Below are 13788 nucleotides of genomic sequence, written 5' to 3'. Positions count from 1 at the left end.
CCGCCGAGATGTCGATCGAGGGACGCAAGCTGCTGATCACCGGGGGGACCGGCGCGCTGGGCCGCGCGGTGGTGCTGGCCGCGCTGGACCGGGGGGCCGAGGTCGCCGCGACCTGCCTGGTCGCAGAGGAATGCGCCGCCGCCGAACAGGCATTCGGCGGCCGGGCAGTGCTGGTCCAGGCCGATCTGGGCAGCGAAGACCAGACCGCAACCGCCGTGGATGCCGCGGCGGCAGCCCTGGGCGGCCTTGACGGCATCGTCGCCATCGCCGGCGGCTTCGACATGGGGCCGCTTGCGGAAGTGGATGGCAGCCGCTTCGATGCGATGATGTCGATGAACGCCCGCAGCTTCTATCACACGCTCCGGGCCGGCGTGCCGCATCTGAAGGCGGCCGGCGGCGGATCGGTCACAGCCATCGGCGCCAGACCGGCGGTGGCGGGAGCGGCACAGATGGCGGCCTATGCCGCCTCCAAGGCCGCGGTGATATCGCTGGTCCAGAGCCTGTCGCAGGAGCTGCTGGCCGACCATATCCGTGTCAATGCAGTGCTGCCGTCAATCATCGATACCCCCGCCAATCGCTCCGCCATGCCCGATGCCGATCATGCTGCCTGGGTCACGCCCGATGCCCTGGCGAAGATCATCCTTTTCCTGACCTCGTCGGAGGCCGCCCCGATCAGCGGCGCCCTGGTGCCCGCCTATGGCCGCGCCTGACCGACCGCCTGCGGCACCCGGCCGCCGCGCCCTGGTCCTGATCCCGCCGCGTAAGCGCGACCGGCTGGCCAAGGGATTCGACCGGGACGAGCTTGAACGTCGCCTGATTCGTGCCGGCTTCCGTCCCGACATTCCGGATCTGGACGGCCCCGATGCCTTTCCGGAAGCCATCCGCGCGGCCGGCGCCTCGGCGGAACCGCCGGCGCTGGTGATGGTCGGCGGCGGCGACGGCACACTGTCCGCGGTCGCCGATGCGATGGCGGAAACCGGGCTGACACTCGCCATCCTGCCACTCGGCACCGCCAACGATCTCGCTCGCACCCTCGCCATCCCGACCGACCTCGCCCAGGCCGTAGACGTGGCGCTGAAGGGGCGCGCGCAGCAGATCGACATCGGCACCGTCGATGGCCGCGGCTTCTTCAATGTCGCCAGCATCGGCCTGTCGGTCGACGTCGCCGAAGCTCTGGACGGCGAAGAAAAACGCCGCTTCGGTCCGCTTGCCTATCTGTTCGCACTGTTCCGGGTGGTCACCCGGCATCGCCGCTTCCACACCATCCTGACCGTCGATAACCGGCGGGTGGAAATGCGGGCGATCATGGTGGCGGTCGCCAATGGCCGCTATCACGGCGGCGGGCTGACCGTCGCTCCCGATGCAGCCATCGACGATGGCCGGCTGGACGTTTATGTGATCGAGCCGGTTTCCCACTGGCGCATGGCTTTGCTCTTGCCGGCGCTGCGTCTCGGGACCGCCGGTGCCTGGATGGGGGTCCACCGCATGTCCGGCCGTGAGGTTCGGGTGGAGACACCGTCCAAGCCGAAACGGATCAATGTCGACGGCGAGATCCTGACCAGAACGCCGGCAAGCTTCGGCCTGAAGCGCCGGGCGATCCGGGTCATGACCCCCGACCGGCCGGCCGCCACCCTGCCCGGCACCCGGAACCGTTCCGATCCCCCGTCACCCCCACGCGCTCCGCACCCGGCGCCGCCTGAAGATCAGGAGGAGCAGATGCATCCCGAAGAGGAAGGCCTTGCCACCGAGGCCGAGATTGCCCTGCAGGATCTGGCCCGTGCCGCCCGCGAAGGCGTGGCACTGACCGAACGGCTCGCCCTTCATGCCGGCCCGCATCTGGGCGATGAGGTGGTAACGGCGCTCGGCCGGATCGGCGGTGCCTGGGGCCGGATCGCCATCACCGCCGACGAGGCGCTGGATGCGATGGACCTGCCCACCCGCGACGCCGATGACGACCGGGCCCTGATCGAGGATGTGGTGAACTGGCTGGAAGGCCTTGTCGGCATGCCGCTGGATCAGCGGGTCAGCCAGCGCCTGCATCAGGCGGCAACCCGGATCGAGATCGCCATCGAAGAGGTCCGCCAGGTCGGCCAGACCGGGGTGGCGGAAGTGGTTACGGCCGCCTATGACGAGGCGTGGTCGCTCATCGTCGCCACGCTGCCCGATCCTGACGGTGGCGGCGCTTCGGACTGAGCCATCTCGTCGTCCTGGGTGACACCGCGGATCATCGCCCTGAGCTTGGCGACATAGCGCGGGCCCAGTTCCGAATAGGCGCTGAGCCCGCCCGCCAGTTGCAGCGGATCGGGCAGCGTGCCGTCCAGCCGCGCCTCTGCACGATGCCGACGGAAGGCGGCATAGGCGCGGTGGGTGTTCAGATTGTGGACATAGGCCGCGACCGAGGCGGTGATGTCGGGAAAAGCGCGCGCCACATGGGTGGCGCCACGCTTGCGGGCCAGCGGCATCACCCCGTCGGTCAGCCGCCAGGCCCGTTCGCCGAACAGGGCATGGGCCTCATGTGCAAGACGCGACCGGCCCCAGCCGCTTTCCAGCGCGGCCTGGGCGGTGATCAGGGCCGGCGGCACGGTGTCGACCCGCACCAGCAGCCGCACCGGATCGTCGGCGGGAACGCCGTAGCGGACGGCGATGGCCGCCACCCGCACGTCCAGCCCGCGCGGCGGCCGGCGGCCTTCCGCCCGGGCGTCGGCCACCAGCGTCACCAGCGCCCGTTCCAGCCGCACACGGGCATTCACCGCCCGGATGGCGGGGTCGAGCGTGTCGCGGAACAGGGCCTTGCGGGCATCGGCATCAAGCGCCCCGGCCAGCTCGGCCGGAAGCCCCCCCGGCGCCACTGCCTCGGCACGCCGGAGGTCGAGAGCCGCCAGCGTCGCCGGAGACAGGCCCAGGCCGCCGGCCGGCCGCGGCAGCACGCCTGCAGCAGATCCGAGCACGACCAGCCCGGCCGTGACGGCGACGGCCAGGCAGGTCAGACGGTAGCGGCGTGTCATCACCTGGAAGGCCGGTTCAGATCAGACCTGACGGACCTCGACCACTTCGGGCACATAGTGCTTGAGCATGGTCTCGATGCCGTTCTTGAGCGTCATGGTCGAACTGGGGCAGCCCGAGCAGGCGCCGTGCATCTGCAGATAGACGATGCCTTGATCGAAGCCCTCGAACACGATGTCGCCGCCATCCTGGGCTACGGCCGGGCGGACCCGGGTGTCGATCAGTTCGCGGATGGTCGCGCTCACCTCGTCCTCGTCCGCAGCCGGGGCCGCGGCGGCATCACCATCTCCGGTCAGCACCGGGCGGCCCGAGGTGAAATGTTCCATGATGTCCGACAGAATCAGCGGCTTCAGCAGCATCCAGTCGGCCTGTTCGGATTTGGTGACCGACACGAAGTCGGCCCCCAGATAGATACCCTCGACACCGTCGATGGCGAGCAGGGTGCCGGCCAGCGGCGAACGGGCCGTGTCGTCGCCGCGTGCGAACTGTGCGCCCCCCTCGGCCACCTCGCGGCCGGGCAGGAACTTCAGCGTCAGCGGATTGGGCGTCCGCTCGGTCTGGATGAACATCGGACCTGATCCTCTCTGCGGCTTTCGGGTGACGGAACCCATGCCGTCTGTCGTGTCCTGATTTGGCACCTTGAACCGGCGGGATCAAGACGTCTTCGACGCACCCCTCTCCTGCACGGTCCCGCCATGTGGCTCGATTGCACGTCGCGGGCGATGATCCCGGGCAAGCACCGTGTAGACGGTGGGCAGCACGAACAGGGTGAACAGGGTCCCGATCATCATGCCCGAGACGATCACCGCTCCAAGACCGAACCGGCTTGCGGCCCCGGCGCCCGCGGCAAAGAGCAGCGGCACCAGACCGAAGACCATGGCCGCCGTGGTCATCAACACCGGCCGGAGCCGGATCTCCGCCGCACGCCGGATCGCCTCGCGCCGCGCCAGCCCATGATGCAGCTGCAGCTCATTGGCGAATTCGACCATCAGAATGCCGTGCTTGGCGATCAACCCGATCAGGGTGACGAGGCCGATCTGGGTATAGATGTTGAGTGTGGCCGCCCCCATCGCCAGCGGCGCCAGCGCACCGCAGATCGACAAAGGTACCGTGATCAGAATGATCAACGGATCGATCAGGCTCTCATACTGGGCCGCCAGCACCAGGTAGATCACCACCAGGGCCGCCAGGAAGGCCATGGCCAGGCTCGCGCCTTCCTGGACGTATTGACGGGAATCCGACTGCCAGTCATGACTGAACCCGGCCGGCAATGTCCGCGCCTCGCCGTCGAGAAATGCGACCGCCTGTCCCATCGAAACGCCGGGCATCGGGATCGTCTGAATGGTGGCGGCGTTCTGCTGGTCGAACTGGCCCAGCCGATTGGGCTCCACCCGCATCGATATCTCCGCCACCGCCCGAAGCGGCACCAGCGTGCCGTCGCGGCTGCGCAGGAACTGGCTGCCGAGGGCGTCCGGGGTCAGCCGCCCGGCCCTGAGGCTCTGCGGAATCACGTCATAGGACCGGCCGGCCATGGCGAAGCGGTTGACGTAGTTCTCGCCCACCAGCACCGCCAGCGTTTCACCGATATCGGCCATGGCGATCCCAAGGCTCGCCGCCTTGTTCCGGTCGACCGATACCTGCACCACGGGCCGGTCGTAATTCAGGTCGCCATCGACCACCACGAACAGCCCGCTCTCCCGCGCCCGCTGCTTGATCTCGTCCACGGTCCGGTAGAGCACGTCATGGGGCTCGGCTGTGCGCAGCACCATCTGCACCGGCAACCCGCCCGTCGAGCCCGGCAGCGGTGCCGGCTGAAAGACGAAGATCGCACTGCCCTCCACCGCAGCCACCGCCTGCTGCAGCCCGGCCTGAACCTCCGAGGCTGTACGGTTGCGGGCCTCCCAGCGGGAGAGGTTGGCGCCGCCGAAGCTGGCCGCCGGTCCGTCGGTGCCGTTGATGATCCAGGTGCCGACCGTCTCGGGCATCGCCGCAAACACCTCGTCCAACCGGGCCGCAAACCGTTCAGCATAGGCGAGACTGGCATGCTGGGGTGACTTGACTGCCGCCAGCACCGAAGCCTGATCCTCGACCGGCGCAAGCTCCCGCGCCGGCATCTGATAGAGCAGCGGCAGGCTGAGACAGACCCCCAGCGCCACCAGCCCGGTCGCCCAGCGATGGCGGAGCGACAGGCCGAGCAGGCGCCCATAGCCGCGGGTGAGCGTGCCGAAGACCCGTTCAGTCGCCTGCGCGATCCGGCTCTCGTGGGTTTTCGCCGTCAGCAGCAGCGCACTCATCACCGGCGAGAGGGTGAGCGCCACCACGCCCGAGACGACCACCGCTCCGGCCAGCGTCAGGGCGAATTCCCGGAACAGCGCTCCGGTCAACCCGCCCATCAGCCCGATCGGCGCATAGACCGCAGCGAGCGTCAGGGTCATTGCCACCACCGGCCCCGCCACCTCGCGGGCGCCGATCAGCGCGGCCTCGAAAGCTGTACGCCCGTCCTCGATATGGCGATGGATATTCTCGACCACCACGATCGCATCATCGACCACCAGGCCGATCGCCAGCACCATGGCGAGCAGAGTAAGCAGGTTCAGGCTGAAGCCGAAGGACAGCATCAGGGCCGCCGCCCCCAGCATCGACAGCGGAATGGTCACCACCGGGATCAGCACGCTGCGCAACGAACCGAGACAGAGGAAAATCACCGCCACCACGATCACCAGTGCCTCGGCCAGGGTGTGCAGCACCTCGTCGATCGAGGCCTGGATGAAGCCGGCAGTCTCGTAGGCAAGGTCGACGCGGACATCGGGCGGCAGAGTCCTGCCGATCGCAGGCAGCAGGTCGCGGATGCCGTCGACGATCACCAGCGGGTTGCCGGCAGGCGTCGGGAACAGCCCGAGGAACACCGCCGGTTCGCCATCCATCACCGCGCTGGTCTGGGTGGAGGCGGCGCCCAGCTCGACCGTGCCGACATCGCCCAGCCGGACCAGCCCCCGGGCATCATCGCGGATCACCATGTCACGGAAGCCGGCGACGTCGGTGAGGTCGGTATCGACCGAAAGGTCCGAGAGCACATAAAGCCCGTCCAGACGCCCGGGAGCGGCCTGGACATTGTTGGCCCGGATCGCGGCCGCCACGTCGGCCCCCGTCAGCCCGCGCGCCGCCAGCCGGTCCGGATCGAGCCAGAGCCGCATGGCCAGCTTCTGACCGCCGAAGACCTGGACCTTGGCGACACCATCGATGCCCGAGAACATCGGCTCCACCACCCGTGACAGATAGTCGGTCAAGGCCGGCATCGGCAGGGTATCGCTGGAGAAGCCGACATAGGCCACGGCCGTCGAATCGCCTGCCGAGCGCTCGATCACCGGATCATAGGCCGCTTCGGGCAGGCGGTAGCGGACCGACGACACTTTGGCCATCACCTCGGTCATCGCCCGGGTCGAGTCGCGGTTCAGCTCCATCCGGATCGTCACCGTGCTCCGCCCCTGCACGGAGGACGAAGAGAGATAGTCGATCCCCTCCACCGACGAGACCGCCTGGGTGATCGGCTGGGTGACGAAGCCCTGCATCAGTTCGGCCGAGGCCCCGGGATAGTCGGTGGTGACGGTGATCGTGGCGCTCTCCAGCGCCGGATACTGCCGGATCGGCAACTGGCCGAGCGAGACCGCGCCGCAGAGCAGGATCAGCATGCTGACCACCAGCGCCAGCACCGGCCGGCGGACAAAAATGTCGGTGAAGCTCACGGCCGCACCTCCAGCGTGTCCCGCTCGACCGGCTCGACCGCCATGCCGTCTGCCAGCCGCACCTGGCCCGAGGTCACCACCCGGTCGCCATCGGCGAGCCCTGAGACGATCTCGGCACGCCCGTCCCAACGCGCCCCCACCTCGACCGCCACCCGGGTCGCGACCAGCCCGCGTGCCGGATCGGCGCGCGCCACGAACACGCTGTCGCCATAGGCGGTATAGGTGATGGCGGTCTCCGGCACCACCAGCGCCGGGGGCCCGGAGGGCCTCACCACCCGCACGCCGGCGAACATCCCGGCCTTGAGCCGCCCCTCGCGGTCGGGCAGCGTCGCCTGGATCCGGACCATCCGGGCGTCACCGATCAACGGGTCGATGGCTGTGATCTCGGCCACGAACAGCTGATCGGGCCAGGGGTCGACTGCAACTTCCACCCGCTGCCCGAGCAGCAATTCCGGCAGCGCCTGCTCGTCGAGGGTAAAATTGATCCGAAACAATCTGGTGTCGACCAGGCTCGCCACCGGGGCACCGGTTTCCAGATACTGGCCCGGATGAACCCTGCGGATGCCGACAACCCCGTCGAACGGGGCGCGGATCGCCTTCTGATCGATCAGCGCCCGGGTCCGCGCCACGGCGGCCGCTGCGCCGTCGCGCTCGGCCAATGCGTCATCCAGCCGCTCGCGTGAGGCGGCATTGCGCTCGACCAGCCCCCGTAGGCGGCCGAGACGGGCTTCGGCATTGCGCAGCCGGGCCAGGTTCTGCCGCAGCTCTGCCCGTTCCACCGCATCGTTCAGTTGCACCAGCAGCGTGCCGGCTTTGACCGCCTCGCCCGAGATGAAGTCGATGCCGGTGATCCGACCGCTGGTTTCAGCCGCCAGCAGCACCTGGCGAACGGCCTCGACCTCTCCCACCCCCTGAAAGCGCCGCGGTACCGTCACCCGTTCGGCCGTGGCCAGCGCCACCTTCGTCGCCGGCCAGACCGGGGCCGCCGGCGCGGGTCGGGGCTCCGCCAGCAGAAACCAGCCGCCGGCAAGGCCGGCTGCTACGACCAGGACAAGCCCTGCAAGCATGCTGCGAGACATGTCTCAGCCCCTCCAGCGCAGCCGGCGGCGCTGGTCGCTGGCGATCGCCACCGCGATCAACCCGCCCGCCACCGAGACATGTTCAAGGGCGAAGAACAGGGCGAGCTGTGCCTCGGGGCCGGTCTTCGACCAGAACGTATGGACCACCAGGATCGTCGCGGCCAGGAACACGGCCAGTGCCCCCGCTCCCAGCCAGACCAGCCGGTCGGCCAGAATCGCCGCCGATCCGCCGAGCAGGGTGGCCGCGGTCAGCAGGTTGAACGGGATGGCCGGCTCCAGCCCGGCCGCCCGCATCTCGGCAAGCCCGCCCTCGAAATCCACCAGTTTGGCAAGGCCCGAGGCGACGAAGACCACGGCGAGGCAGATCCTGGCGATCAGCCAGAGCCAGGCGCTGTCGAGCGCCCGTTCGATGAACCCTGTCACGGAACCGATCCTGTTGCTGAATGAAGGCCGGCGGGCTTGCCGGGCCGGATCGGCCGGACTATAGAACCTCAAGTAAAGTTGAGGTCAATGGGGGAACGGAGGATGCGGACAAAGCCGGAAGACCGTGCCGATACGCACCGGATCCTGACCGTGGGCGAGGTGGCGAAACGCGCCGGAGTTGCGGTCTCGACCCTGCATTTCTACGAAAGCCGCGGCCTGATTCGCAGCATGCGCAGCGCCGGCAACCAGCGCCGGTTCCCGGCGGCGGTGCTGCGCCGGATTGCGATCATCAAGGTGGCCCAACGTGCAGGGATCCCGCTTGAAGACATCGGAGCAGCACTCGCCCCCTTTCCACCCGATGCGAAGCTGAGTGCGGCCGAGTGGAAAGACATGTCCTCGCGCTGGCGGGCGATGCTGGAGGCGCGCATCATCCGTCTCACCAGGCTGCGCGACGAGCTGGATGGCTGCATCGGTTGCGGCTGTCTGTCGCTCGCCGATTGTCCGCTGCGCAATCCGGGCGACGCGCTGGGCCGCGAGGGGAGCGGTCCCAGGATCCTCGAACGTCCCCCAGGGGGCCGCGCCTGAAAGACACGGGCGCCGATGAATCTGGGACAACCGTCAGCTTTACCACTCGACGCGGGCACATCGAGCCACGATATGAACGTGGGCTGTCCGTGCCGACAGGCCCCAACCCGATGCCTGCAGGACGATCCGATGATGGAAGCCGAACGCCTGGACGATGTCTCAGTGCCGCGCACCCCCGTGCGTCGTGCCGCCGCGGTCCCGTCGGTGCTGGGCCCGGATCCGATCGGTGAGTGGCTTGCCCAGGAAGGTCCCGGCCTGCCGGTGGGGGAGCTGATCGCCGGCCTGTCCGAGCGTTTGCTGGCAGCAGGTGTGCCGATCGATCGCGCCACCCTGCATCTGCGCCTTCTGGACCCGCAATTCCGGGGCGTGTCGATCGAATGGCGTCCCGACCAGCCGGTCGAAGAGATCCGCCGCGCCCATGGCGTGGAACTGACCGAGGCCTATCTGCGCAGCCCTTTCATGCTGGTCGCCGAACACGGCGTCGGTGTGCGTCGGCGGCTGAGCGGTCCGAATGCCCAGACCGGCGATTTTCCGATCCTGGCCGATCTGCACGAAGAGGGCTTCACCGATTACGCGATGATGCCGCTCGCCTTCCATGACGGCACGCCCAATGCCCTCTCGCTCGCCACCCGCAATCCCGGTGGCTTCAGCGAGGGCGATCTGCGCCGGGTGTCATCCCTGCTGCCGATGGTGACGCTGGCGGTGGAGGTGATCAGCCAGCGCGGTCAGGTCCGTACCCTGCTGAAGACCTATCTGGGCGATGATGCCGGTGAACGCGTGCTGGCCGGCACCATCAAGCGGGGCGATGTGGAGCGAATGAATGCCGCGATCTGGTTTTCGGACCTGCGCGGCTTCACCGCCATGTCGGAGCGGGTGGCGCCCGAGGTGCTGATCGCCACGTTGAACGACCATTTCGAGGTGATGAACCGGGCGATCACCGCCCATGGCGGCCAGGTGATGAAGCTGATCGGCGATGGCGTGCTCGCCGTCTTCCCGACCCCGGTGCGCGAAGGGGCCTGCCCCTATGCCGGCTGCGCGGCGCTGGATGCCGCGCGCGATGCCGTCCGTGGCATGGCGGAACTGAACGCCCGCCGCCGGGCACTGGGCCAGGAACCATTGGCCTTCGGCCTGGGCCTGCATGCAGGGGAAGTGCTCTACGGCAATATCGGCGCGCCGGAACGGCTCGATTTCACCGTCATCGGCCAGGCCGTAAACGAGGCAAGCCGGCTGGAGGTTCTGGCCCGCGATCTGGGCCGCACGGTTGCGATCTCCTCCACCATCGCCCGGATCGTCGAGCATATGGGCCGCAGGCTCGAACCACTCGGCACCTTCCATCTGCGCGGGCTCGCCACCGAGGAAGAAGTCTTCACCCTGCCCGACGACTGCGAGGATTGCGGGACAGATCCGCAGGCCGCCGCCCTGCCGGTCGGGTAGAGTCAGGTAAGGCGCAGCAGATCGTCTTCCGACAGGTTGCCGGGCACGATCGTCATCGGCACCAGCAACTCGCCTGCCAGTTGGCTCGCCAGCCAGCGCACGAGTTTGCCCGGCCCTTCCGACGGCGGGCGGGCGGCAAGCACGATCATGCCGATATCCTTGTCCTCACGCATCTGGCGCAGGATCTCGTCGCCGATCGGGCCGACACGGACCAGCAGTTCGGGCATCAGCCCGGCAAAGGCGTTCACCTCGGCCGCAATTTCCTGCAACACCTGCTCGGCCTGCTCACGGAGTTCCTCGGCAATCAGATTGCCGACCGACATCCAGTGCTGGTTCTCGGCCGGCTCGATCACGGTCAGCAACGTCACCCGGCCACCGCGGGCGCGGGCACGCCGGCAGGCATAGCGCACAGCCACCCGGCTATGGGCGCTGCCATCGACGCAGACCAGGAATTTGACGGCAGGCCGGGGCTTGGGCACGGCCGCAGGTTCGGGGGTCGAAGTCTCGTCGGCCATCGGATGACAACCTCCTCAGAAGCGGCGGAAGACGAAGCCTGCGGTCCAGCCGGCCGTCAGCGCGATCAGTACGGCGGCGATGCCGTAGCCAAGCGGCTGTTCATGGGCCAGGCGGGCGATATTGTCGCCCAGCCCGTCCTTGCGCACGAACAGCGGCGTGGTCTGGGCGGCGACCACACGGCCTTCATTCACCAGGAAAATTTCGGCCCGGTAGCCGCCGGTGGTGACATTGGACGGGAAGGCGACATTCACCCGGAACAACCGGTCCCCCAATCGCGAGATCGGCTGCACCGCAGGCACGAACAGGCCGGCCTGCTGACGGTTCCGGATCAGCGCATCACGGAACACGGCGCGTTCCTCGGGCGCCGCATCCTCTCCGCCCGGGAAGTCCAGACGCTCCAGGCCGATGCGATGCCGGGCCAGCATCTGGTCGTTGGTGAAGGTGTCGAGCGGCGCGCTCGCCCCCACCCAATAGAAGGCCGGTACCTGATTGAAGCGGATCGTGCGGGCATTGATCCACATGCCGAGGATACGGTCCTTGCGGCGGATATCGACCGTCTCGGCCGGCCCGCGGATCACCACGATCACCTCCCCCGGACCTTCGGTCGCGCCGAACAGCAGCAGTTCGGTACCGGTAAAGCTGGAGGTGATGGAGATCAGATGGCTTGAAAGATCGGCCACCAGCGGCTGCGCCCGGGCACGCAGGGTACCGGAGACCGCCGTCACGAGGGCAGCCGCCAGGGTCAGCAGAAAGACCAGCAGGGCCGGCAGCCTGGCGATGCGCAGCATATCGGCCATCAGCCCGGCCCCACGACCACAGCCGAGAACAGCTCGTCGGGCCGGATCACCAGATCTGCGCCGATCTTGATCGCGGTCAGCACCACCACCGCTGCCAGCAGGCCGCGCAGATGCTCGCCGCGCAGCTTCGTGGTCAGTCTGGAGCCGACCTGCGCGCCGATCACGCTGCCAACCACCAGGATCGCCGCCAGCACCAGATCAACCGCCTCGGTCGTCACGGCATGCATGACGGTGACGTTCATCGACACGAACAGGATCTGGAACAGCGACGTGCCGACCACCACCAGGGTCGGCATGCCCAGAATGTAGATCATCGCCGGGATCATGATGAACCCGCCGCCGACCCCCAGGATCGCAGTCAGCACACCGACCCCCGCCCCCAGCACCAGCGGCAGCAGGGCCGAGATATAGAGCTTCGACTTGCGGAAACGCAGCTTGAAGGGCAGCCCGTGCATCCAGTTGTGCTGATGACGCTTTTTTGCCGGCTGATTGCGGACCAGCAGGCTGCGCACCGATTCGATGCCCATCAGGACACCGATGACACCCAGGAACAGCACATAAGAGACGCCGATCACCAGGTCGATCTGACCGATCGCCTGCAGCCAGCGGAAGATCAGGATCCCGACGCCGGATCCTGCCAGACCGCCGATCAGCAGCACGCCGCCCATCCGGACATCGACCGTACCACGGCGCCAATGGGCCAGCAGGCCCGATACCGAGGCCGCGACCACCTGATTGGCCCCCGTCGCCACCGCCACCGGTGGCGGCACGCCCACGAACATCAGCAGCGGCGTCATCAGAAAGCCACCGCCGACGCCGACCAGGCCTGAGAGGAAGCCCACACCCAGCCCCATCAGCAGGATCGCGATCGCATCGATCGACAGCTCGGCGATGGGGAGATAGATCTGCATGACGGTCCGTCTGGCGCGGGGACCGGTCCTGAAGGCGACCGGGCCGGACCATTCTGGTCCGGCCCGGCAGCGCTTGCAACCCGAAGACCGCGGTTTTCCGCGATCCGGGCCATGTCGTGAGGATCCGTCACTCTGGTGTGACAGTGTGATCCGTCCGGATCAGGGGCGCAGCAGACCGATCGTCTCGCGCACCTCGGCCACCACCGGGTCGGCGATAGCGCGGGCACGATCGGCACCCTTGGCCAGGATCCGGTCGATCTCCGCCGGATCGGCCATCAGGCGCTTCATCTCTTCGGCGATCGGACCCAGTTTTTCAACGGCAAGATCGGTCAGCCGGGTCTTCACCGTTGTGAAGGGCGCGTCGGCATAGTCAGCCACCACCTCGTCCGTGGTGCGGCCGTCCAGCGCAGCATAGATCCGGATCAGATTGGCGACTTCGGGCCGACGCTCCGGCTCGTAGGTCACGCCGGGCTCACTGTCCGTCCGAGCCTTCTTCAGCTTCTGAGCGATGGTGTCGCGGTCATCGGTCAGGTTGATGCGCGCATAATCCGACGGATCGGACTTGCTCATCTTCTTGGTGCCGTCGCGCAGCGACATCACCCGCGTCGCCGCGCCCAGGATCATCGGCTCGGGCAGCGGCAGCACGTCCTTCTCATAAAGCTGGTTGAAGCGCTGCGCGATATCTCGGGTCAGCTCCAGATGCTGCTTCTGGTCCTCCCCCACCGGCACATGGGTCGCCTTGTAGGCCAGGATGTCGGCCGCCATCAGCACCGGATAGGCATAGAGGCCAAGGCTCGCCTTCTCGCGATCCTTGCCGGCCTTCTCCTTGAACTGGGTCATCCGGTTCAGCCAGCCGATCGGCGTCATGCAGTTCAGCAGCCAGGCCAGTTCCGAATGCGCGGTCACGGCCGACTGGTTGAAGATCACGCAGCGCTCGGGATGGATGCCGGCGGCGATATACGCGGCGGTCAGTTCACGGGTCTGCCGGATCAGCGCCTTGGGGTCCTGCCAGACGGTGATGGCGTGCAGATCGACGATGCAGAACACCGACTCGTAACTGTCCTGCAGCGTCACCCAGTTGCGGATGGCGCCCAGATAGTTGCCGAGATGCAGGTTGCCGGTCGGCTGTGCGCCGGAGAAGATCCTCGCCATCTGGTCCTCGCCTTCGGCATCAGCGGGCCGCCCGCCGGGTGTGGATGCCGGCCGGAGCTTGGGTCCGCGATGCGCGGTTCAATGGAAACGCGCCTATATCACGCGCGGGCCGGGGTGCGGTCAAGCACCGCCGACACGACGATTT

At 67.8% G+C, this 13788-nt stretch carries 13 protein-coding genes; 4 read left to right on the top strand and 9 right to left on the bottom strand.

The features are described from left to right. Window positions 1-8 precede the first annotated feature (8 nt). Together P7L68_RS27595 and P7L68_RS27590 are read left to right on the top strand one after the other, a co-directional pair. Window positions 9-710 carry an SDR family NAD(P)-dependent oxidoreductase gene (locus P7L68_RS27595; protein WP_372003204.1) on the top strand — a complete coding sequence of 234 codons (702 nt, stop codon included), beginning with the start codon at window positions 9-11 and terminating at the stop codon, window positions 708-710. Beyond that, a complete protein-coding gene (locus P7L68_RS27590; protein WP_372003201.1) occupies window positions 697-2193 on the top strand; it encodes a lipid kinase in 1497 nt (498 codons plus the stop codon). Before P7L68_RS27595 ends, P7L68_RS27590 begins: the two co-directional genes overlap by 14 nt. Here P7L68_RS27590 and P7L68_RS27585 read toward each other — a convergent pair. The 5 genes from P7L68_RS27585 to P7L68_RS27565 form a co-directional block, all read right to left on the bottom strand. Next, a complete protein-coding gene (locus P7L68_RS27585) occupies window positions 2124-3005 on the bottom strand; it encodes a glucosaminidase domain-containing protein (RefSeq protein ID WP_372003198.1) in 882 nt (293 codons plus the stop codon). The genes P7L68_RS27590 and P7L68_RS27585 overlap by 70 nt on opposite strands. A 21-nt stretch (window positions 3006-3026) precedes the next feature. After that, window positions 3027-3572, bottom strand: a complete 546-nt coding sequence (locus tag P7L68_RS27580) for a NifU family protein (RefSeq protein ID WP_372003193.1) — start codon at window positions 3570-3572, stop codon at window positions 3027-3029. 84 nt (window positions 3573-3656) lie between these two features. After that, window positions 3657-6746, bottom strand: coding sequence for a MexW/MexI family multidrug efflux RND transporter permease subunit (locus P7L68_RS27575; protein ID WP_372003190.1), 3090 nt, complete (start codon window positions 6744-6746; stop codon window positions 3657-3659). Further along, the gene (locus tag P7L68_RS27570) at window positions 6743-7825 is read right to left on the bottom strand and encodes an efflux RND transporter periplasmic adaptor subunit (protein WP_372003187.1); all 1083 of its coding nucleotides are present in this window, start codon (window positions 7823-7825) and stop codon (window positions 6743-6745) included. The genes P7L68_RS27575 and P7L68_RS27570 overlap by 4 nt, the downstream gene beginning before the upstream one ends. A 3-nt stretch (window positions 7826-7828) precedes the next feature. Next, window positions 7829-8248, bottom strand: a complete 420-nt coding sequence (locus P7L68_RS27565; protein WP_372003185.1) for a DoxX family protein — start codon at window positions 8246-8248, stop codon at window positions 7829-7831. A 102-nt stretch (window positions 8249-8350) separates the two neighbouring features. Between P7L68_RS27565 and soxR the strand changes: the two genes are divergently transcribed. Together soxR and P7L68_RS27555 are read left to right on the top strand one after the other, a co-directional pair. Next, entirely contained in the window at window positions 8351-8833 is a 483-nt protein-coding gene (gene soxR, locus P7L68_RS27560; RefSeq protein ID WP_372003182.1) for a redox-sensitive transcriptional activator SoxR, read from the top strand. A 132-nt stretch (window positions 8834-8965) separates the two neighbouring features. Beyond that, entirely contained in the window at window positions 8966-10267 is a 1302-nt protein-coding gene (locus P7L68_RS27555) for an adenylate/guanylate cyclase domain-containing protein (protein ID WP_372003180.1), read from the top strand. 2 nt (window positions 10268-10269) lie between these two features. On the opposite strand, the gene P7L68_RS27550 is transcribed toward P7L68_RS27555, so the two are convergent. The 4 genes from P7L68_RS27550 to trpS form a co-directional block, all read right to left on the bottom strand. Continuing rightward, on the bottom strand, window positions 10270-10782 hold the full coding sequence (locus P7L68_RS27550) for a universal stress protein (protein ID WP_372003177.1): 513 nt from the start codon (window positions 10780-10782) through the stop codon (window positions 10270-10272). Between the two features lie 15 nt (window positions 10783-10797). Then, window positions 10798-11580, bottom strand: a complete 783-nt coding sequence (locus P7L68_RS27545) for a TIGR02186 family protein (protein ID WP_372003174.1) — start codon at window positions 11578-11580, stop codon at window positions 10798-10800. Continuing rightward, window positions 11580-12491, bottom strand: a complete 912-nt coding sequence (locus P7L68_RS27540) for a sulfite exporter TauE/SafE family protein (RefSeq protein WP_372003171.1) — start codon at window positions 12489-12491, stop codon at window positions 11580-11582. Before P7L68_RS27540 ends, P7L68_RS27545 begins: the two co-directional genes overlap by 1 nt. A gap of 159 nt (window positions 12492-12650) precedes the next feature. Continuing rightward, window positions 12651-13643, bottom strand: coding sequence for a tryptophan--tRNA ligase (gene trpS / locus P7L68_RS27535; protein WP_372003168.1), 993 nt, complete (start codon window positions 13641-13643; stop codon window positions 12651-12653). Window positions 13644-13788: the final 145 nt, after the last annotated feature.

Source organism: Tistrella mobilis (genome assembly GCF_041468085.1).
Classification (GTDB): domain Bacteria; phylum Pseudomonadota; class Alphaproteobacteria; order Tistrellales; family Tistrellaceae; genus Tistrella; species Tistrella mobilis_A.
Note: the sequence above shows the minus strand (reverse complement) of the source record. Positions and strands in the feature narration are given on the sequence as shown.